The organism is Streptomyces sp. NPDC015032, from assembly GCF_043080425.1.
Lineage (GTDB): Bacteria > Actinomycetota > Actinomycetes > Streptomycetales > Streptomycetaceae > Streptomyces.
In genome coordinates, this window is the sequence record NZ_JBIBVN010000001.1 from 414007 (window position 1) to 433357 (window position 19351).

19 protein-coding genes and 1 tRNA gene are annotated in these 19351 nt (G+C 70.0%); 13 read left to right on the plus strand and 7 right to left on the minus strand.

From position 1 onward, the window contains the following. Positions 1 to 49 precede the first annotated feature (49 nt). Positions 50 to 646, minus strand: a complete 597-nt coding sequence (locus ACF08M_RS01775) for a histidine phosphatase family protein (RefSeq protein ID WP_392183255.1) — start codon at positions 644 to 646, stop codon at positions 50 to 52. Positions 647 to 907: 261 nt separating this feature from the next. Between ACF08M_RS01775 and ACF08M_RS01780 the strand changes: the two genes are divergently transcribed. From ACF08M_RS01780 to ACF08M_RS01795, 4 genes are read left to right on the plus strand one after another with little or no spacing between them, the layout of a single operon-like run. Further along, entirely contained in the window at positions 908 to 1900 is a 993-nt protein-coding gene (locus tag ACF08M_RS01780; RefSeq protein ID WP_392183256.1) for a phosphatase PAP2 family protein, read from the plus strand. After that, positions 1785 to 2972 (plus strand): hypothetical protein, encoded by a 1188-nt coding sequence (locus ACF08M_RS01785; RefSeq protein ID WP_392183257.1) that lies wholly within the window; start codon positions 1785 to 1787, stop codon positions 2970 to 2972. The genes ACF08M_RS01780 and ACF08M_RS01785 overlap by 116 nt, the downstream gene beginning before the upstream one ends. After that, complete coding sequence (locus ACF08M_RS01790) at positions 2963 to 4576, plus strand: hypothetical protein (RefSeq protein ID WP_392183258.1); 1614 nt, start codon at positions 2963 to 2965, stop codon at positions 4574 to 4576. The genes ACF08M_RS01785 and ACF08M_RS01790 overlap by 10 nt, the downstream gene beginning before the upstream one ends. Continuing rightward, positions 4573 to 5907 carry an AAA domain-containing protein gene (locus tag ACF08M_RS01795; protein WP_392183259.1) on the plus strand — a complete coding sequence of 445 codons (1335 nt, stop codon included), beginning with the start codon at positions 4573 to 4575 and terminating at the stop codon, positions 5905 to 5907. The genes ACF08M_RS01790 and ACF08M_RS01795 overlap by 4 nt, the downstream gene beginning before the upstream one ends. Positions 5908 to 5928: 21 nt before the next feature. Here the strand turns inward: ACF08M_RS01795 and ACF08M_RS01800 are convergent, their stop codons facing one another. From ACF08M_RS01800 to ACF08M_RS01810, 3 genes are read right to left on the minus strand one after another with little or no spacing between them, the layout of a single operon-like run. After that, entirely contained in the window at positions 5929 to 6777 is an 849-nt protein-coding gene (locus ACF08M_RS01800; protein WP_392183260.1) for a helix-turn-helix domain-containing protein, read from the minus strand. A gap of 14 nt (positions 6778 to 6791) precedes the next feature. Further along, on the minus strand, positions 6792 to 7307 hold the full coding sequence (locus ACF08M_RS01805; protein WP_392183261.1) for a DUF6879 family protein: 516 nt from the start codon (positions 7305 to 7307) through the stop codon (positions 6792 to 6794). Beyond that, positions 7279 to 7533, minus strand: a complete 255-nt coding sequence (locus ACF08M_RS01810) for a hypothetical protein (protein WP_392183262.1) — start codon at positions 7531 to 7533, stop codon at positions 7279 to 7281. Before ACF08M_RS01810 ends, ACF08M_RS01805 begins: the two co-directional genes overlap by 29 nt. A gap of 188 nt (positions 7534 to 7721) precedes the next feature. Here ACF08M_RS01810 and ACF08M_RS01815 point away from each other — a divergent pair, with 188 nt between their 5' ends. The 3 genes from ACF08M_RS01815 to ACF08M_RS01825 all read left to right on the plus strand — a co-directional run bounded on the left by ACF08M_RS01815 (position 7722) and on the right by ACF08M_RS01825 (position 9427). Further along, a complete protein-coding gene (locus ACF08M_RS01815; protein WP_392183263.1) occupies positions 7722 to 8021 on the plus strand; it encodes a hypothetical protein in 300 nt (99 codons plus the stop codon). A gap of 170 nt (positions 8022 to 8191) precedes the next feature. Then, the gene (locus tag ACF08M_RS01820; RefSeq protein ID WP_392183264.1) at positions 8192 to 8674 is read left to right on the plus strand and encodes a hypothetical protein; all 483 of its coding nucleotides are present in this window, start codon (positions 8192 to 8194) and stop codon (positions 8672 to 8674) included. A gap of 90 nt (positions 8675 to 8764) precedes the next feature. Then, positions 8765 to 9427 (plus strand): class I SAM-dependent methyltransferase, encoded by a 663-nt coding sequence (locus ACF08M_RS01825; protein WP_392183265.1) that lies wholly within the window; start codon positions 8765 to 8767, stop codon positions 9425 to 9427. Positions 9428 to 9721: 294 nt separating this feature from the next. Here the strand turns inward: ACF08M_RS01825 and ACF08M_RS01830 are convergent, their stop codons facing one another. Continuing rightward, complete coding sequence (locus ACF08M_RS01830) at positions 9722 to 11404, minus strand: serine/threonine-protein kinase (RefSeq protein WP_392183266.1); 1683 nt, start codon at positions 11402 to 11404, stop codon at positions 9722 to 9724. Positions 11405 to 11881: 477 nt separating this feature from the next. Here ACF08M_RS01830 and ACF08M_RS01835 point away from each other — a divergent pair, with 477 nt between their 5' ends. The 5 genes from ACF08M_RS01835 to ACF08M_RS01855 all read left to right on the plus strand — a co-directional run bounded on the left by ACF08M_RS01835 (position 11882) and on the right by ACF08M_RS01855 (position 14594). Continuing rightward, positions 11882 to 12361, plus strand: coding sequence for a hypothetical protein (locus ACF08M_RS01835; RefSeq protein ID WP_392183267.1), 480 nt, complete (start codon positions 11882 to 11884; stop codon positions 12359 to 12361). Next, a complete protein-coding gene (locus tag ACF08M_RS01840) occupies positions 12358 to 12507 on the plus strand; it encodes a transposase (RefSeq protein ID WP_392183440.1) in 150 nt (49 codons plus the stop codon). Before ACF08M_RS01835 ends, ACF08M_RS01840 begins: the two co-directional genes overlap by 4 nt. Before the next feature lie 781 nt (positions 12508 to 13288). Continuing rightward, entirely contained in the window at positions 13289 to 13630 is a 342-nt protein-coding gene (locus ACF08M_RS01845) for a hypothetical protein (RefSeq protein WP_392183268.1), read from the plus strand. 210 nt (positions 13631 to 13840) lie between these two features. Then, the gene (locus ACF08M_RS01850; RefSeq protein ID WP_392183269.1) at positions 13841 to 14530 is read left to right on the plus strand and encodes a hypothetical protein; all 690 of its coding nucleotides are present in this window, start codon (positions 13841 to 13843) and stop codon (positions 14528 to 14530) included. Beyond that, positions 14521 to 14594: transfer RNA gene (locus ACF08M_RS01855), tRNA-Lys, on the plus strand. The genes ACF08M_RS01850 and ACF08M_RS01855 overlap by 10 nt, the downstream gene beginning before the upstream one ends. A 76-nt stretch (positions 14595 to 14670) precedes the next feature. On the opposite strand, the gene ACF08M_RS01860 is transcribed toward ACF08M_RS01855, so the two are convergent. Then, on the minus strand, positions 14671 to 15837 hold the full coding sequence (locus ACF08M_RS01860; RefSeq protein WP_392183441.1) for a M6 family metalloprotease domain-containing protein: 1167 nt from the start codon (positions 15835 to 15837) through the stop codon (positions 14671 to 14673). 459 nt (positions 15838 to 16296) lie between these two features. Here ACF08M_RS01860 and ACF08M_RS01865 point away from each other — a divergent pair, with 459 nt between their 5' ends. Further along, positions 16297 to 18174 (plus strand): putative bifunctional diguanylate cyclase/phosphodiesterase, encoded by a 1878-nt coding sequence (locus tag ACF08M_RS01865; RefSeq protein WP_392183270.1) that lies wholly within the window; start codon positions 16297 to 16299, stop codon positions 18172 to 18174. A gap of 47 nt (positions 18175 to 18221) precedes the next feature. On the opposite strand, the gene ACF08M_RS01870 is transcribed toward ACF08M_RS01865, so the two are convergent. Then, positions 18222 to 19340, minus strand: coding sequence for an LLM class flavin-dependent oxidoreductase (locus tag ACF08M_RS01870; RefSeq protein WP_392183442.1), 1119 nt, complete (start codon positions 19338 to 19340; stop codon positions 18222 to 18224). Positions 19341 to 19351 lie beyond the last annotated feature (11 nt).

Consider the following 19351-nt stretch of genomic DNA (forward strand, 5'->3'; position numbering starts at 1 on the left):
CGGGCCCGTCCGGTGGCCGGGACCTCCTCCGCCGCCGGGACGGCCGGGCCTACCGCTCCAAGTGGCCCGTGTCGTTCCAGCGTTCCACCGCGGGCGCCCCGTACGCCCATCCCAGCACCGAAAGTGACGTCGGGTCGAGCCGGATGCGCGCCGCGAAGGACACGTCCTCGCCCAGCCACCGCGCCCCCAGTGCCCGCAGGATGTGGCCGTGGGCGAAGACCAGGACGTCGCGGTCGGCCGAGCGGGCCCAGTCGACGATCTCGTCGGCGCGGGCGGACAGTTCGGCCAGGGTCTCTCCCTCCGGCACCCCGTCGCGCCAGATGAACCAGTCGGGGCGGATCGCCTTGATCTCGGCCGGGGTCATCCCCTCGTACGCCCCGTAGTCCCACTCCAGCAGCGCGTCCCACGGCTCGGCCCGGTCCGCGAATCCGGCGATGTCGCAGGTCTCCTTGGCCCGCAGCAGCGGACTGGTGCGGACTTCGAGGCCCGGCAGGTCCGCCCACGGCCCACGGTGCAGCCGCTCGCCGAGGAGCTTGGCGCCCGCCCGGCCGGTGTCGAGCAGCGGGATGTCCGTCCTGCCGGTGTGATTGCCCTTGACGGACCATTCCGTCTGGCCGTGCCGGGCGAGCAGGATACGCGGTGCCATGACGGCTCTCCCTGAACTGAGATCTGAGGCCGGAGATCGAGACAGAACGGATCATCCGGTTCTCCCATCATCGCGCACGGGTCCGGGAGGCAACCTGCGGGGCAGCAGCGGCGTCCCTCTCTGCACGGAGAAATCTGCACGGGGAAATCCGTACACACACCGGGTAGCCGACAAGGACCCCCGGGGGAATCGGGTCCGACCCGCACCGTACGGTTGAACGCCCGCCGTCGGTCGCATGAACACATGATGGAGAGCTTCCGGATGCAGCCTGCCAGCACCGCGCCCGTGGCGCGCCCGCGGCCCCGTTGGTGGACCGAGCTGCCGCTGCTGGCCCTGGTGTACGGAGCCTACTCCGCGGGCCGGCTGGTGGTGCGCGGCGACGTGTCCACGGCCGTCGACCACGGCCTGAGCATCCTGGACCTGGAGAAGACGCTCCACATCAACTTCGAGCATCCGCTCAACCGGCTGTTCACCGCGCACCCCTCGATCGGCATACCCGCCGACTTCGTGTACGCGTCCCTGCACTATCTGGTCACCCCGGCCGTCCTGGTCTGGCTCTTCCGCCGCCGCGAGGCCCTGTACCGCAGGGCCCGCACCTGGCTGATGACCTCGACGCTGCTGGGCCTGATCGGCTTCACGCTGCTGCCGACCTGCCCGCCCCGGCTGCTCGACGCCACGCACGGCTTCGTCGACACCATGGCGCAGTACAGCTCCTACGGCTGGTGGGGCACCGGGGCGAGTGCCCCGCGCGGCATGAGCGCAATGACGAACCAGTACGCGGCGATGCCGAGCCTGCACGTCGGCTGGGCGCTCTGGTGCGGAATCCTGCTGTGGCGTCACGGCCGGCACCCGCTGGTCCGGGCCGCGGGCATCGCGTACCCGCTGCTCACCACGTTCGTGGTGATGGGCACGGCCAACCACTACTTCCTCGACGCGGTCGCGGGCGTCGCGGTGATGGGCGTCGGAGCCCTGCTGACCGGACCGGTGATGCGTCTCGGCGACCGGGTCAGGACCCGGCTCGGGGCCCGCTTCCCGCGGCTCGCCCCGGCCGCGGAGTCCCTGGTTGTCAGTACCGGATGCGAGACTTCGGCGGGTGAGCGAATCCCTGGCCAGCGGACCACCTCCGCAGACTCCACCGATGCCGCGGCATCGGCCGACGCAGACGCCTCGGCCGGTCGCACACCCCGGGCCGAACCCGCCGCCCCCGCAGGCGCGCGAGCAGCAGGGGACGACGCTCCGGCAACGGCTCGCTGAGCTGCGGGGCCCGGCCGTCGCACCGCGCCCGCTGGACGCCCGCGCGCTGGCCGCCCTCGCCGCCAACCCCGGCTGCCGGCGCCGCGCCCTGCTGGACGGCGCCGGGGTGGACAAGGCGGCGCTGGCCGAGGCGCTCGGCTCACCGGCCCCCTTCGGCCAGTCGCAGTTCGCTCTCGTCCGGGGCAACGCCTTCGAGGCCAAGGTCAAGGCCGACGGCGGTACGGAGCTGATGCGGCTGCTGTACGAGCATCTCGGCGGCGGTGCCGCGGCGCCGGGCGAGGTCCTGGTGCCGGACCTGACCGCTGCCGGACCCGAGGGCCGCGCGGCGCGTACCGCGCTCGCCCTGCGGGAGGCGACCGAGGCGGGCGGCTGGGCGCTGCTGGACCACCCGATGCTGGCCCTGGAAGTGGCGGGCTCCCCGGCCTATCTGGAGCCGGACGCGGTGGCGGTGCATCCCGACGGCACCTGGACGGTCGTCGAGATCAAGTCCTTCCCCATGATCGACGGCTCGGCCGACGCGGCGAAGGTCGGTGCGGCGGCCCGGCAGTCCGCCGTCTACGTACTGGCGCTGGAGCGGATCGCGGAGCTGACCGGGGGCGCCCGGGTCGCGCACCGGGTGCTGCTGGTCTGCCCGAAGGACTTCTCCAATCTGCCCACCGCCTCGGTCGTGGACGTACGCAAGCAGCGTGCGGTCACCCGGCGTCAGCTGACCAGGCTGGTCCGGGTCGAGGACATCGCGGCGGCCCTGCCCGGGGGCACCACCTTCGATCCGGAGTGCCCCCGGGAACAGCTCGACGCCGCGGTCGAGTCGGTCGGCGCCGCGTACGCCCCGGAGTGCCTGGCCGCGTGCGAGCTGGCCTTCCACTGCCGGGCGAAGGCGCGTGCGGCGGGTGCGGTGGAGGCACTGGGGCGGAGCGTGCGCGGTGAGCTCGGCGGGCTGACGACGGTGGGTGCGGTGCTGGCCGCCGCCGCGGGCAAGGAGGGCGACCCGGCGGATCCGACGGTCGCGGCCCTGCGGCGGGCGGCGGCGCTGCGCGCGGAGGCGCTGGAGGGCGGGGCGGCATGTCGCTGATCAGCACGCTGGCCCGGCTGGAGGCGGTGGAGAGCGGCCGGGCGCAGCCGATGACGACGGTCCGGCACCGCCATCTCACCGACCGGCCGCTGGTCCTGGTGCCGCTGACCACCGCGGGTGAGGCGGGCGCCCCGCTGGGGGCGCTCGTCGGGACCGACCGGGAGGCACCCCGGCTGCTGACGGTGTCGCAGCCGCGCGACCGGGACCTGCGGTTCGCGTTCCTCGCCGAGCTGGCAGAGGCGGTGCTGCCGCACATCGAGGCGTACGAGGATGTCGTCGAACCCGCCGAACGCAACGAGACGGATCCGGAGACCGGGAAGAAGGCCAAGGTCGAGGTCGAGCTGTGCGCGGACGCAGCGCAGTTGGTCGTGCCGAGCCGGGCGGGCATCGAGTTCGTCCGGCTGCTCGGCCGCTCCATGCGGTTCCGGCGCACCGCGGAGGACGACCCCGACACCCCCTACCCCGCCCCGGCCCGGGTGCCGCTGCTGGGCCGCTGGCTGACGCACTACGGGGAGCGGGCCAGGGTGCCGGGCTCTTCGCTGCTGCTCGCCGCGACGGATCTGCTGAACCGGCACTGGGCGACCGGGCAGAGCAGTCTGGAGGATCAGCATCTGGGCGCGCTGCTGGCCTGGATCGACGCTCCGGCGGGCGAGTCGGGGGCGTCAGCGGCGCTCCGTGCGGAGCGGGACCGGGACGGCGCGGGCCAGCTGCTGTGCCCGCCGGCCGGTCCGGCCACGGACCCGGCCTTCGACAACCGGCTGCTCGCACCCGCCATCGAGAAGTACGACCGGGCGCGCGCCTCGCTCGCCGCAGCCGAGGACGGTCTGGCGGCCGATGCCCGGCTCGCCGAACTGACCGGTGCCGAGCGGGAGATCAGGGCACTTCTGGCCGGGGTGATGCGGCCGACGTGGGACGCGGTGTGGCGGGGGCTCGATCTGCTGAAGGAGCTGCCCGGGGGTGCTCGGGCCGAGGACCGCTGGACCAGGGACCGCTGGTCGTTCACCGGCCACCGGGACCGGGTGCGGTCCGGCGAGCCGCCGCAGCCGCGCCGGGACGACGCGGTGACGGCGGCGCAGAAGCTGGCCTCGCGGGAGACGGCGCAGGCACAGCTGGACGCGCAGGAGGCGCTGGACGATCCGCTGGTGCTGGCCGGGCGGCGGCTGGCCGGTGAGGCGTTCGTCGGCGAGGTGACGGAGGTGGTGATGGCGTACAGCGAGTCGAAGCGCCCGTCCCCGCGCCCGCTGGTCACCGTCCGCACGGACGAGCGCCCGCATCTCGGCGAGCGCACCAAGGTGTACCGCTCGCTGGACGGCAGGCCGCAGACCGCCGAGTTCGTGTCGTACGCCGAGGAGCCGGCGGACGGGGGCACGTCCGCGCTGGTGCTGCGGATCACCGACCGGATGGGCCGGAGCAAGGAGCCGGCCCCGGGTTCGGTGCCGGAGCCGGGCGACCGGATCTCCTGGACGCTGTTCGAGCACGATCAGCGCGGCGGCCCGAAGCTGCCGGACCCGGAGGGGACGCCCTGGACCCATGGCGGCCCGCCGGGCGCCACTGCCGGGCAGGCCGAGAGCCCCGATCCCGTGACCGCGGAGGACCTCCTTTGACTGCCGTATTCGACCCGGGCGCCCAGGCCGCGCGGGCGACCGACGCGATCCTCGCCGACACCCTGAACGGTACGTCGCGCGGCATCGTCGTGGACTCCCCGCCGGGCGCGGGCAAGTCGACGCTCGTGGTGCGCGCCGCGCTCGAACTGGCTTCCGCCGGGCACCCGTTGATGGTGGTCGCGCAGACCAACGCCCAGGTCGACGACCTGGTGGTGCGGCTGGCCGAGAAGGACCCGGGGCTGCCGGTCGGAAGACTGCACAGCAACGACTCCGACCCGTACGACAGGGTGCTGGACGGCCTGGCCAACGTACGGAAGTCGGCCAAGGCGGCGGATCTCGCCGGGCTCGACGTGGTCATCTCGACGGCCGCCAAGTGGGCGCACGTGAAGAACGTCGAGCCCTGGGGCCACGCGATCGTCGACGAGGCGTACCAGATGCGTTCGGACGCGCTGTTGGCCGTCGCGGGTCTCTTCGAGCGGGCGTTGTTCGTCGGTGACCCGGGCCAGTTGGACCCGTTCTCGATCGTCGGCGCGGACCAGTGGGCGGGGCTGTCGTACGACCCGTCCGCGAGCGCGGTCTCCACCCTGCTCGCGCACAATCCCGGGCTGCCGCAGCACCGGCTGCCGGTGTCGTGGCGGCTGCCCGCGTCCGCCGCGCCGCTCGTCTCGGACGCGTTCTATCCGTACACCCGGTTCCGCAGCGGTACGGACCACGGGGACCGCCGGCTGTCGTTCGGCGTCGCGTCCGACGGCTCGGCACCCGACCGGGTGCTGGACGAGGCCGCGGAGTCCGGCTGGGGCCTGCTCGAACTCCCGGCCCGGCACACCCCGCGCACCGATCCGGAGGCGGTACGGGCGGTGGCCCTGGTCGTCCGCCGACTCCTCGACCGGGGCGGCGCGGCAACGAGCGAGCGCTCTCCCGGCCCCGTCCCGGTCACGGCGGACCGGGTCGCGGTCGGCACCGCCCATCGCGACCAGGCGGCGGCGGTGCGGGCGGCGCTCGCGGAGCTGGGCGTGACAGGCGTCGCGGTGGACACGGCGAACCGGCTCCAGGGCCGCGAGTTCGATGTGACGGTGGTTCTGCACCCGCTCTCCGGCCGTCCGGACGCCACGGCGTTCCATCTGGAGACGGGCCGGCTGTGCGTCCTGGCCTCGCGCCACCGGCATGCCTGCATCGTGGTGTGCCGGGCGGGCGTCACGGAACTGCTGGACGAGCACCCGTCGACGGAGCCGGTGCAGCTGGGGGTCACGGTGAAGTTCCCGGACGGCTGGGATGCGATGTTTACCACATACCTTCACCTCCTGGAGCATCGCGTGTCCTGGCGGCCGTGAGCTGCGGTGACGCGCAGGCAGTCAGTCCAGGGACGCCAACGCACCCGCTATGAGAGAACGTGCCGCCGCTCCCCTCACGGCCCCCTGTGCCAGCCGTTCAAAGGCACGGGTGTACAGCTCGACCTGGCTGGGCTGTGTGAGGGTGGCAGCAGCGTCCAGGGTGTCCGCGTGCACCCTGGTGTCGTCGAAGATCGTGAAAGTGGGCATCGGCCACACGGCCCGTTGCGCTGAGAACGGGATGAGCCCCACGGCTACGTTGTGGAGATCCATGACCCCGAGCAGGTGGCCAAGCTGTGCCGCCATGGTGTCCGCGCTGCACAGCCGGTACCGCAGCACCGACTCCTCCAGTACGAACGAGAACCGGCGTGCGCCATTGCTCAGCACCTCGTTACGCCTCATGCGGGCCGCGACAGCATCACTCACGTCGTCCGGGGTTCCCCGGAAGTCTGCGATCGATGACAGCAGGGCAGCGGCGTATCCGGGTGTCTGGAGGAATCCGGGGATCACGTCGGAGACGTAGACCCTGAATATCTTTGTTTGTTGGTACAGATCCCCAGTCGACTCCTGCAAACGGCGGAGACCGCTTCGCTGGAGTCGCCTCCACTGCACATGAGCGTCTGCGGACTGCCTGTTGGCAGCGATCAGGTCGGGGGCCTGGTCATCAGCGGTGCAGGCCCGGCACCACGCTTTGATATCCGCGTCGGAGGGAGGGGTCTTGGCATTCTCGATACGGGATGACTTCGACTCCGACCAACCGCACCTGACGGCCAGCTCCCGCCCGCTGATCCCCGCGTCCTTCCGGATCTCGCGCAGCCGACCGGCCAGCTCCTCGCGGGCCTGCTGAACGCGTGAGAAGGGGTGCAGGGGCATGGAGTTGGCTTTCGTCAGATCTCATACAGGTGGTGCGGGATCGCTCGCGCCCAGACCGCTTCGAAGGCGGCAGAGCACAGCTTCACGGCCTCCGGGTCCGCCGATATCTCGTCTTCCACCACCACTCCGTCACCTGAGAAGTGATGCACCCGGAGCAGGGCGCCGTCGAAGAGCCAGAAGTCATTGCCCGGCAGGGCCATACTCGTAGCCCGTCGCCGTGGCAACCACCGCACTTCCTCACCCGCCGTGACGTTGGCGCGGGTGACGTAGTGCTCCCAACGGATGTAGTCCGACACAGGCTCGCAGACCACCCGTGCCCGACAGATCGCCACGCCCCGGGCCACGGTGTCCGTGATCAACTGGTCGTAGGGGTGCCACCAGGATTCGCGGTCCTCCCAATTGATCCGCTCGCCCCGCTTCCATGCCTCGAACCGGTCCGTGGGGGCGTAGGAGTCCCGCAGCTCCAGATGGACGGCGGACCGCTCGCACTGGCCAAGCAGCTCAGCGAAGCTGGGCTCGCTCGACGGCATCACACGCCTCCCTGATCACCGGAATCATCCGAGCCGGAATCCTGACGATGGCTTCGGTGTCGGGCACCGAACCGTTCGCGGGGCTGCTTCCCTCGCAGTCCGCCTGAGTTTCGGGGCTCGGCTTCCACCCCTGCAACAAGATCTCTTGGGCTTCCGCGTCCGCCCACACCGTAGGGCAGTGGTCCCGATCGGTGTTGGGGTCGATGCCGATGAACTCTACGGCCATGGCTGGCTCCCTGGTCCAGGTACCTTGCTCGGGCTTGCACAAGCTTCGTTGAACTGGAGATACAGCGTCAATAGCCCAACCGGCCCCGCCTAATGGCGTGCAAGTATGTGCAAGTTTGTGGAGCCCGAAACTCGCCACTTTCTACGTTCGTCACATCGACGCGGAATCGATCGGGAGGGCGCCGAGTGATGGGCGAGAGCAGGGCGCAGGACACCGAAGCGACTGACCGCATGGGCAGCAGCGAAGCGCGCCACTTCCTCTCTCGTCTGACTTCTGCGTTCCGTACCGGCGGCGTGATCCCGGCGCCGAAGGGCGAACCGGGGCCGGAGGATGCCGACCTCACCCCTGGTTCGGCCCTGCGCTGGCCGAAATGCGAGTGCGGTAACCCCAGGTGTCCCGACTACGAACCACCGGCTCAATCGTTGGCCGAGCGACTGAGCAGCAGGGTCGCCGAGATCAACGAGCGCAGCAGCAAGGGCGGGCTGTAAGCCCTATGGCTTGTCCCAGCGCGCACGTGAGTTCCCGCTCCCCGCTGGTTGGTGAGGCTCCCCAGCGGGGAGCGGGCCAAGTCCCGCCGGTCGCGCCCCGTGAAGCGGAGTCGGCCGGCCGGGTCAGCAAGTGCAGTGCACCACTCCACAGCAGCAGGAGGAGACGCAGCATGAGCACAGCAGTCCAGACGCGGACCCGCGATCCGCGCATCATCCTCAACGCGGTACAAGAACGTGTCCCGCATCTGGTCGCGGACGTGGGCGTCACCGACCTGTGGGAGCGTGAGGTGGCACTTCTGCTGCGGGACAGCGTGGCCGTCCGCAGCCTGGCCGAACGCATCCTCGGCCAGGGCATCGCGTACCTGATCACCGCCATGGAGAAGCCCGGCGTGGACATGGGCGTGGGGTACACCGTGGACATCGGTGTCCATCAGCTCATCCTCGACACGCCGCTGTACTTCGCCCTGTGCGAGGAGTACAACGGCGGGCGGTACAAGCACCACGCCCCGCTGATCGAGCGTCGCCGGGACGGCACCGTGACGCGCACGGCCGAACTGCTGCGCCGCAACGGCTTCGCTGTGGATGACGAGCTGTGGGAGGTGGACGCGTCCGACTGCTCACCGTGTGACAACAAGGTCCCCGACAGCCACTGACACGGGACTGGCACACCCCTGCCCCGCCCCCGGCTCCGCACGAGGGGCGGGGCACCCGCCAGCCCACATCGACACAGAGGAAGCCCCCCGTTGCCCGCACGACACAACATCGACAGCGAACGCGAACTCTGGGACACCTTCGCGGAAAGCACCAAAGACAAGGTGTTCGGCTCCGCCCCTGTTTTCTGCTGGACGCAGTACGCCGGACACGGGCCCGGTCCCGAACTGCTGGGCAATCCGGCAAGCGCGCTGGAACTCGGATGCGGCACAGGGCGGGCGCTCGCGTATCTCGCGCAGCAAGGCGTGAAGGCAAAGGGCGTGGATCTCTCGCCCGTCATGGTCGCGAACATCACTGAGCGGTGGGGTCCGTTGGACGCGCGATTCGTCTGCGCCGAAGTACTGGAGCACCTGAGCACCGAGACAGAAACGTACGACGCTGTGTACTCGATTTTCGGGGCGGTGTGGTTCACCGATCCGGCGAAGCTACTTCCTTTGATTGCTAAGCGGTTGAATCCCGGTGGCGTGCTTGCGTTCTCGCAGCCCCCTGCCATCCCGGGCGCGTACGGCCCACAGGGCATGTACAAGGGCGGCTTCGCGGGCAAAGCCATGTACACGTACCGGTACAGCTACACGCCCCGGAAATGGGAAAGCCTCTTGCTGAGGGCCGGTTTCAAGGAAGCAGATGTGCAAGTTCTGGAAGCTCCGGAGCACGATCACATCGGTACTTTGATCGCCCGTGCGGCGGCGTCCTGAAGTACAACCAAGCAAGACAACGATGCCCCGGCCCGTTCTTGGGCCGGGGCATCGCCTCGCTTGGTCAGAGCAGTGCAAGGAAGGGGTTGGAATTCCCTAGTGTCTTGTGATTCTGTTTGTGGAACCTGAGGCGTCTGCGATCGTTGAGTTTGTGTAGGTTCGTATGCCCGTTGTCCCCATCTCGGTGACGACGGCCCTTGCCCGGCCCTCGGGCAGGGAAGCGAGACGGCCTGTTCGCCCGTATCCTCCTGCTGTCATTGATCCCACTGGGGTTCACTGCCCGTTGATCTCTGATCAGAGATCAACGGGCAGTGACACGAAGGAAGGCGACGGCACCCACCGCTGGCCGCCGTATCCGGCGAGAGCTTCCATCAGGTCTGTCCGCTGTCGCTCCGTCATCGGACCAAGGACGCAGACTGGAATCCTCCCGCTCCCACGAAACTTGACCGTGTCCGGCTGCGGATAAATCCACCCTGCTGGTCGTAGCACTGTCGGTCGGGAAACACCGGGCGCGAGGTCGATGTGAACTCCGGTGTACCGATACGGCGGTGAGCCCTGGATCTCCTCGATGGTCACGCGCTGGATGCTGTCCCAGGCGAACTTGTGTGTTCCGGCGGCACCGTGGGTCACGATGCCCCGCGGGCCGACGTGCAGTGCCCAGCCGACCTTCTTCTTGAGCAGGCTCGCATGTCGCAGCAGGTCGAACGTTTCCCTAAGTGCCCAGATGAACCCGATGAGCCCGGCGAAGGCGAGAACGACCCCAATCACCGGGACGATAAGCCAAGGGGTGTCACTGCCCCCAGGCCCCACCTGGATGAGTTCTGTACCGAACGGAAAGTAGATGGCTCCCGCCCCCGCCAACGACAAGCCCACCGCCCAGGCCCAGTAACGGAAGGCATCCGGTTTGCGGGCGTACGTGGACAGCCGCTCCTCGCCGTTCCAGGTCGCGTCGAATGATCCGGCGGAGCTGTGCGGGCGCCGCCTTTCAACTGCCGTGTCAGCGTGCGGCTGCGGTGACCTGAGGTCGTTCTGTCTGAGCTTGCCCTGGGTGATTGTTGCCGCCCTGGCAAGCACCGCCTTCATCGCCCCGGCGGCCCTGGCCAGCAGCACCTCGCGGGCATCGTCGGAGCTCCGGTCATCGGCGTCGAAGGTGGTCCGGAGGCGGTCGAGGCATTCGAGGACCTGCCGCGCCGACGCGGGGCGTCGCCGGGGGTCACGAGCGAGGAGTTCTGCGACCAGCCCAGTTATCCCTGACGGCAAGTCCGGTCGAATAAGGGCGAGTTGGGGTGCCTCTTCGTCAAGTTTGCGGCGTACGAGCGCCAAAGCGTTGTGCCCGGCGAAGGGCGGCCCGCCGGTGAGCATGGCGAACAGCACACCCCCGAACGCGTACAGGTCCGAACGTTCATCGCCGCGTTCGGTGAGGAACTGCTCGGGTGCGCCGTACTCAGGGGTGCCGGCAGGAGTCAGCTGGGAGGAACCTGCCACGGTGAACATGGTCTGGATGAACCCCGCGATGCCGAAGTCGACGACTTTCACGCGCCCCTCGGAGGTGATCATCACGTTGTGCGGCTTGATGTCGTAGTGGATGACACCGGCCTGATGCGCGGCAACGAGTGCCGCACAGATCCCGTGGGCAAACTCCAGCGCACGGGTAGGGGCCATCGGACTCTCGTCACGGATGTGCTCCGCCAGCGTGGTGCCCTCGGCCTTCTCCATGATCAGGAACAGTGCGTCCTCGTGAACGCCGCGGTCGTAGAGCGCGACGGCGTTGGGATGGTTGATCTGCGCAGCAGCCACCGCCTCGCGTTCGAACCGCAGGGCAAGCTCCGGGTGGGGCGCATCCTCCAGGACGAGCAGCTTGACCGCGACATCGCGGTGCAGGCTGAGGTCTCTTCCGGCCCACACCTCGCCCATACCCCCGCGACCGAGCCGCTTGATCAGCTCATACCGGCCCGCGATCAACTCCCCGCGTTCCAATGCCCACCCCCGTTGACTCGGTATGCCAGAGCCCAGGATACGAGCGGTGCTGCCAGGTACAAGCCGAACCAGAGCAGGCCGGATTCTTCTCAGGCAGGTTTACAGCGGTATCGTCCACCCCGGTGGCCTGGGTCAAGATCGTGAGACGGACGGCTGCTGACCCGGGATGAGACATCGCCCATCACCACAGACAAGAAGGGTGCGATGGGCCAAGCAGACTGCGAACCTACAGTTTGGTATGGATCTCTCCTCTGAACAGATGGCTGAGCTGCGGGAGTTGGCTGGTTCGCGGGATGTGTAGGCTGTCGTGGCGCTTCGCGCACGGATCGTGTTGTGGTCGGCCGAGGGGCGGCGGTGAAAGGACATCGCCGAGCTCGCCGGTGTGGCACCGCTGACGGTGGACCGCTGCAAGTCCCGCTATGCCGAGCGGGGGTTGCCGGACTGGAAGACAAACGCCGGGGCGGGCCGCGGACTCAGGTGCCGCCCCGGGTGCGGGCCCGGGTGACCGCCTTGACAAAGATGTCCCCGCCGGCGGATTCCGGACTCTCGCACTGGTCGACGCGAACACTGGCCGACCACTTGAAGCGGCGCGAGGGCATTTCGGTGTCCTGGCATTACGTTGCCCGCATCTGGCGTGAGGAGAATCTGAAACCACACCGTTCGGGCACCTTCAAGATCTCGAAAGACCCGGCGTTCGCGGGGAAGGTCGCCAATATCGTCGGTTTGTACCTGCCCGCCCGGTGGCGCCGTGGTGCTGTCGATCGACGAGAAGACGCAGGTGCAGGCCCTGGACCGGACCCAGCCAGTGCTGCCGGTCACCTTCGCGGCCACCGAGAAGCGCACCCACGACTACGTCCGGCACGGCACCACGAACCTGTTCGCCGCGCTGAACGTCACGACCGGCGAAGTGCTCGGCGAGTGCAAGCCGGAACGGCGCGAACTTCCTGGCATTTCTGAAGAAGGCCGTCAAGCCGCATGCGGGGAAGGAGATCCATGTCGTCCTGGACAACCTCTCCACGCACACCACCCCGGACGTGAAGGCGTGGCTGGCGAAAAACCCGCACGTCCACTTCCATTTCACCCCGTCGGGTCCTCGTGGCTGAACCAGATCGAGATCTGGTTCGGGTTCATCACCCGGCAGTCCATCCGTCGCGGCACGTTCTCCAGCGTCAACGTCCTGGTCAAACAGATCCGCGACTACGTCAACTCCTGGAACGGGAACGCGAACCCTTCACCTGGACCGCGACCGCCGACGAGATCCTCGCCAAGGTCCGACTCGTCCAGGCCAGCGTGAAGAAATTCGTCAATAACAACTTGAAGTAACACAATCAGGATCACGAGACACTAGCGGCTCCGACCGCTCTGCTTCCGGGGCCTGATTCGGAGCCTGGCGGTAAGCGCCGAGTTGGGCGACCGTTGCTCGGTTCTGTTCACGCTCCGCGCTGGCCGGCTGCGGCTCAGCGTGACGGGAAGTGTCCCGCTTCTCGTTGCTGTCCGTGCTGGCCGGCCGCGGCACAGAGTCACCGGAACGGTCACCGCGGAACGTGAAAATGGTGGCAGGTCGGCCGGTCTTACCCGACCGTTCCACGACGCCGGCGATTCCGGGTAGCGCCTTGACCTCTGCGGCAGTGGCACCCACGTACGGGAGCACCTGAGAGGACGCGGCCCGACCGCCACGCAGTTCAATCCGGGTCCGCACCTTGTCCGCCAGGCTGAGGGGCTGCCGCTTCCCCTTCGGGGAGGTGGCCCCCTGGCGCATCTGGCCGAGCACCGGGTGCGGTGGGAGGCGTGAGGGCGGCCGGGCCCGGGGCGTCCGACGGCCCCCTTGCGGGAGGTTGGACAATGGAGGGTGGCCGTCGGGCCCACCGAAGGAGGAAACACCACATGGCACAACCCGAGCGGAACGAGCGGCAGCGGCTGCGCCCCGCGCCCCTGCTCTTCGAGCCGTCGGCGGCAGTCGCCGATCCCGAGCACTTCTTCGACCTGGAGTCGATGGACGATCCGAGGGAGCTGCTGACCCGCGCCACCGAGCTGACCCTGGCGTTCCGTGCCGCGACCGACCGTGCGGTCGAGTTCCAGGCCATCGCGGCCGCCCAGCTCGCCGATCCGCGTCGGTTCGACCGGCTGACGACCGCGGACATCGCGGAGCGCGCGGAGTGGACCGAGGACTACGCCCTGAAGATGGTCGAGTTCGGCCGGAGCCTGCTGGGCGGCTCCACGCCCTGACGGCCGTGCGGTGACGCCCGGTACCGGCCCGCCGGCCCGGTCACCGCACCGGATCGCGCATCGGCCGGACCGCCCGCCCCGCCTCGCCTCATCCTCCAGGTACCACCAGTGGCATATGCCCGCGGGCAAGATACTCCCCCGCACCCCCGCCTGTCCCGGTTTCCGGCAACTCTCGGAATCCACTTGATCACTCCCGGTAGACATGGGCGCATGACCGCATGGCTGCCAGACGAAACGACCCTGCACCACGGCGACGGCCCCCACCACGGCGCCGATCTCTTCGCCCTCCTGCGGGACCGGGCCGCGCATCAGACGGCTCAGGTCACGGCGGCCGGCGCCGCCTGGCTCGCCGGCGCCGCGGCCTATCCGCGCAGCACGCTGGCACAGTGGGAGTCCCACCCCTCCTCACCCGGGGTGCTGCCGTGCGGTTCGGCCTTCGATGTCGTGAACGTGCCCGCTCTTTTCGGCCGCCGGATGCTGGAGCACCTGTGGGCCGACGGACCCGGCTCCGGCCCCGTCGCCACGCACCGCGGGCGGATGCTGCTCTTCGCCTCCCCCGGCACCGCCCAGCGGCTGCCGTCGCTGCTCGACTGGGAGGAGTGGGGCGGCGGCCTCGAACCGCGGGAGCGGGAGGACGGCGACAGCAGGGTTCCGCCGCTGCTCTGCCACGGCACCGGGGACGCGGTGACCGTGCCGCCGCTGACCTGCACTCCGACCACCCCCGGCCCCCGCTGGGTGGTGGCCCCCGACACCCGCAGCCCCTGGCTGCCGGGCCCGGACGTACTGCTCTGGGCCTGTGTACGGGTGACCAGGGCGACGCCCTCACCGGCGGCCCGGAATCCGATTTTTCCTCCCGCCGATCAGGATGCTAATGTCTACGACGTCAGCAGGCGCCGCTAGCTCAGTTGGTTAGAGCAGCTGACTCTTAATCAGCGGGTCCGGGGTTCGAGTCCCTGGCGGCGCACAGACGGAAGAAGCCCTCTCGCGGAAGCGAGGGGGCTTTTTCGTGCTCGCGCCCGCCTCGGATTGCGCGACAGCCCTTACGTTCCCGTGATGATCCGGACCGTCCAGGCGCCCGACGGCGTCCGGTCGGCGACCTCGACCCTGGCGTGCGCGCCGGGGATGCTGTATGCCTCGCCGACCTGCAGCGGGGCGTCCGCGAGCGGCGCGTAGACGGACCGGTCCCAGCAGGCCTCGGAGCGGGGGTGGGTGTCGACGACCTCGACCGGGCCGCCCCCGGACGGGATTCCATTGCGCACCCGGTAGAGCAGGACGCCCTCGGTGCAGGTCGTCCGGTCGTTGCCGGTGGCGCCGCGGGCCTCGACGGCCACGGCGCTGCCCTCACCGGTCCGGATCACCGCGAGCCGGGTGCCGAGGGAGGCGCCGGGCGCGGGCACGGCGGCCATCGGCTCCAGGGTGACGTCCCGGCTGCGCTGGACACAGATCACCTGCCTGCGGTCCAGCCAGCCCAGCTTCCATTTGTGCCAGCCGAAGAAGTCCGGCGCGAGACCGAACTGGCTGCCCATCACGTCCCAGTCGCCGACGTAGGTGTCCCAGTCGCCCTTGCCGTCGGAGGGCCGGTGGTAGAGGTCCGGCAGGTCGAAGACGTGCCCGGTCTCGTGGGCCAGCACATTGTGATCCGGCGGGTGCTGTTCGAAGACGGTGACGACGCGCCGGATCGCCGCACCGTCGGCGTGCAGCGGCCGGTCGAAGTTGACAACCTTGGTGGCATCGGAGTCGACCCCCGGGGCGTCCGGATCGGCGACCAGGTAGACGATGCCGAACCGGGAGAAATCGACCTTCGGATCGGCCACGGCGATGGCATCGCGCAGATAGGCGCTGCGCCGTTCGTTGTTCCAGTCGCGCCGCATGCCGTACCAGTGGGACGCCCTGGGCATCTGGATCCACTGCCGCAGCGGGTGCGGGCGCAGGGTGAACTTCCCGTACGAGGCGCGCTGGAAGAACCGGCTGGTGGCGGGGAAGTAGTCGGCGGCGAGCTCCCCGGGGGTGACGGTGGGGCGGTGGTCCGGGAAGGAGACGAAGATCATGACCGCGTCGAGGGAGTGGACGGGCCGGGGGTAGGTGTCGTTCCACTCCCCCACACCGAGCGAGTGATGGACCTCGGTACGGGGCAGCGCGCACGGACCCGCTTCACCGGTGGCGGCCACGGCCGGTCCGGCGACGAGGGAGGTGGCCACGAGCGCCATCAGAGAGGTCGCCGCCGCGGCCACACCGCGCAGGCTCGGCCTCTCGACCCCCCCGGCTCCGTGCTGACGCGGCACATCGACCTCCGGGTGCGAGCTGCGGTAACCCACTCACCCTGTGATGATTTCGAGGCTTTCGTCCTGTTGGGCTGCCCCAGTCGAGTCAGCAGCCGTCCGAGGCATTCACTCTTACGGACAGTCACAATCAATCACAGGGGTGCCGCGAGAGAACGGAACCGCTCAGAAGCGATCACCCGGGGGCGAACGAGATCGGTGTGCGACTGGCCCATGCGGGGCGAACGCGGAGCGCGGAGGGGTGGGGCGCTGGAACGGCCGACGTGCCAGCCTCTATGCTTCACCAGGCTTTCCCGCGTGGTTTCCGCCTTTCACGAGCGGCGCTCCGTGCGGCGGGCCAGTGCGGCCACACCTGTTCAGGAAAGAACTGCACGGCGGGAGCTAACGGTGAGCGGAACCTCCGAAGGACCCAGGTCCACGGCGGTCGGACCCCCACACGCCACAGGACCATCGGTCACGGAGCGTCACACCCCATGGCCTCCTGCCGGGGCCCGGGGATCCGAGCCGCACGGCTATCGGGCCGCCTTCCGGGCCGCCACGCTCCCGATGGCCGTCGTCGACCACGAGGGTCTGGTCGTCGCCGCCAACGACGCGCTCGGCGGCCTCCTCGGCCTCTCCGCCGCGGCACTCACCGCCCAGTCGGCGGCCGACCTGCTCGACCTCGCGGCGGACGGCCGCACCTGGCACGCGTACCGCGAGGTGCTGCACGGCCGGCGTTCACGGTTCCGCTGCACCCGCAGGCTCAAGCACCCCGACGGACGCTCGCTGTGGGCCGAGGTCACCGTCGTGCCCATGCCCGAACCGGAGGCCGGCCGGGCCGACGCCCCGCGGCCCGGTCCCGGCCGCGTACTGCTCTCCGTCGCGGACATCAGCGACCGCCGTGAACTGCAGAAACGGCTGCGTCACCTCCAGATGCACGACCCGGTGACCCGTCTGCCCAACCGGATGCTGTTCTTCGAACGGCTGTCGGCCGCCCTGGAGACCCCGCCGTACCAGGACGACCGTGTCGCCGAACGGGGCCGGATCGGGCTCTGCTACCTCGATCTCGACGGCTTCAAGGCCGTCAACGACACGATGGGCCACCGGATCGGCGACCGGCTGCTCGCCGCGGTCGCCGCACGGCTCACCGACTGCGCGGCCCAGGAGCGCCGGCACCGTCCCGGCTCCCCTCTCGTGGCACGCCTGGGCGGCGACGAGTTCGCGATCCTGGTCGAGGACTCCGCCGGTACGCAGCAGCTCACCGAGCTGGCCCGCACCGTGCTGGCCGCGCTGCAGCAGCCCTTCGACCTGGGCGGGCAGCGGATCTCCGTCTCGGCCTCGATCGGGGTGGTGGAACGGCCCGTGGCCGGCACCTCGGCGACCGGTCTGATGCAGGCCGCCGACACCACGCTGTACTGGGCGAAGGCGGACGGCAAGGCCCGCTGGACGGTCTTCGACCCGGAGCGCAACGCCCACCGGATGACCCGGCAGACGCTCTCCTCCAATCTGCGGCCCGCCGTCGAGCGCGGCGAGTTCACCATCGAGTACCAGCCGCTGGTCGGCATGGCCGACGGAGTCGTACGCGGGGTGGAGGCCCTGGTCCGCTGGAACCACCCCCAGTTCGGCCTGCTCACGCCGAATCGGTTCGTCGCGATCGCCGAGGAGGACGGCTCGATCGTCCAGCTCGGCCGCTGGGTGCTGCGGTCCGCGTGCCGCCAGGCCCGGCGCTGGCAGCTCGACCACCCGGCCGAGCCGCCGCTGTTCATCAGTGTCAACGTCGCCGTACGGCAGGTCTGGGACTCCGACCTGGTCACCGATGTCGCGGAGATCCTCGCCGAGACCGGCCTCGATCCCGCGCTGCTGCAGCTGGAGCTGACCGAGTCGGCGGTGATGGGCTCGGCGGGCCGCCCGCTCCAGGCCCTCCAGTCGCTCAGCGACATGGGTGTGCGGATCGCCATCGACGACTTCGGGACCGGCTACTCGAACCTCGCCTACCTGAGCCGGCTGCCGGTCTCCGTACTGAAGCTGGACGGCTCGTTCGTACGCGGCTTCCGCTACGACGACGGCGACCGCCCCAGCCCTGCCGACGAGACGATCGTCGAGGCGATGGTGCACCTGGCCCACCGCCTGGGCCTGACCGTGACCGCGGAGTGCGTGGAGACGGCGGGACAGGCCGAACGGCTGCGCAGGATCGGCTGCGACACCGGGCAGGGCTGGCTGTACTCGCGCGCCGTGGCCCCGGAGCGGATCGCCGAACTGATCGGCAGCGGGAAGCTGAAGGTCTGAACCCCGGTGTTCCGTCCCCCGTGGGGCCGGAACACCGGGGGTCCGGGTCAGGCCGTCGGCAGCCCGTAGGCGTCCGCGATCAATTCATAGCTGCGCAGCCGGGCCTCGCCGCCGTGGGCGTTGGCGGTGATCATCAGCTCGTCGGCGCCGGTGCGCTTGGCCAGGTCGTCGAGGCCCGTACGCACCTCGTCCGACGTGCCGTGGACGATGTTGACCAGCCAGTTGTCGACGAACTCGCGCTCCATGGGGCTGAAGGCGTACGCCTCCGCCTCCTCGGGCGTCGGGACCAGGCCGGGGCGGCCGGTGCGCAGGCGCACCATGGACAGGGCGCCGGAGAGCACCTGGCGGCGGGCCTCGCGCTCGTCGTCGGCGGCCAGGGCCGAGACACCGATCAGGGCGTACGGGGCGTCGAGCACCGCCGACGGCCGGAACGACTCCCGGTACAGGTCGAGGGCCGGCACCGTGTTCTGGGCCGAGAAGTGGTGGGCGAAGGCGAACGGCAAGCCGAGCACTCCGGCCAGCCGCGCACTGAAACCGGAGGAGCCGAGCAGCCAGACCGGCGGGCGGGCCGGGGACTGGACACCGCCCTCGGCCGTGGCCTGGACCGGGCCGGGAACCGCGTGGATACGGGCGTAGCGGTGGCCGTCGGGGAAGTCGTCGTCCAGGAACCGGGTCAGCTCGGCGAGCTGCTGCGGGAAGTCTTCGGCCCCTTCGTTGAGGCGGTCCGTGCGGCGCAGGGCCGCCGCCGTCGCGCCGTCGGTGCCGGGGGCGCGCCCGAGGCCGAGGTCGATGCGGCCGGGGGCCATGGCCTCAAGGGTGCCGAACTGTTCGGCGATGACGAGGGGCGCGTGGTTGGGCAGCATCACGCCGCCGGAGCCGAGCCTGATGCGCTCGGTGTGTGCGGCGAGGTGGGCCAGGATCACGGCGGGCGAGGAGGAGGCGACGCCCGGCATGGAGTGGTGTTCGGCGACCCAGTAGCGGTGGAATCCACGGCGCTCGGCGAGCTGTGCGATGTCCACGCCGGTGCGCAGCGCCTGGGCGGCGGTGCGGCCCTGGCCCACGGTCACCAGGTCCAGCACGGAGATCGGAACGGTGGCCGTCCCCTCCGCCTTGCCTCGGATCTCGTCGGCTCGAATCTCGTCCACGTCCTGGCCCTCTCCGGTCATGCGCCTGCGCA

Bases quoted from the DNA above. Each gene is read 5' to 3' on its own strand.
- ACF08M_RS01790 (WP_392183258.1), top strand. From the start codon at position 2,963: ATGTCGCTGATCAGCACGCTGGCCCGGCTGGAGGCGGTGGAGAGCGGC.
- ACF08M_RS01870 (WP_392183442.1), bottom strand. From the start codon at position 19,340: ATGACCGGAGAGGGCCAGGACGTGGACGAGATTCGAGCCGACGAGATC.
- ACF08M_RS01860 (WP_392183441.1), bottom strand. From the start codon at position 15,837: ATGGCGCTCGTGGCCACCTCCCTCGTCGCCGGACCGGCCGTGGCCGCC.
- ACF08M_RS01850 (WP_392183269.1), top strand. From the start codon at position 13,841: ATGACCGCATGGCTGCCAGACGAAACGACCCTGCACCACGGCGACGGC.
- ACF08M_RS01785 (WP_392183257.1), top strand. From the start codon at position 1,785: ATGCCGCGGCATCGGCCGACGCAGACGCCTCGGCCGGTCGCACACCCC.
- ACF08M_RS01780 (WP_392183256.1), top strand. From the start codon at position 908: ATGCAGCCTGCCAGCACCGCGCCCGTGGCGCGCCCGCGGCCCCGTTGG.
- ACF08M_RS01815 (WP_392183263.1), top strand. From the start codon at position 7,722: ATGGGCGAGAGCAGGGCGCAGGACACCGAAGCGACTGACCGCATGGGC.
- ACF08M_RS01775 (WP_392183255.1), bottom strand. From the start codon at position 646: ATGGCACCGCGTATCCTGCTCGCCCGGCACGGCCAGACGGAATGGTCC.
- ACF08M_RS01810 (WP_392183262.1), bottom strand. From the start codon at position 7,533: ATGGCCGTAGAGTTCATCGGCATCGACCCCAACACCGATCGGGACCAC.
- ACF08M_RS01805 (WP_392183261.1), bottom strand. From the start codon at position 7,307: ATGCCGTCGAGCGAGCCCAGCTTCGCTGAGCTGCTTGGCCAGTGCGAG.
- ACF08M_RS01800 (WP_392183260.1), bottom strand. From the start codon at position 6,777: ATGCCCCTGCACCCCTTCTCACGCGTTCAGCAGGCCCGCGAGGAGCTG.
- ACF08M_RS01845 (WP_392183268.1), top strand. From the start codon at position 13,289: ATGGCACAACCCGAGCGGAACGAGCGGCAGCGGCTGCGCCCCGCGCCC.
- ACF08M_RS01820 (WP_392183264.1), top strand. From the start codon at position 8,192: ATGAGCACAGCAGTCCAGACGCGGACCCGCGATCCGCGCATCATCCTC.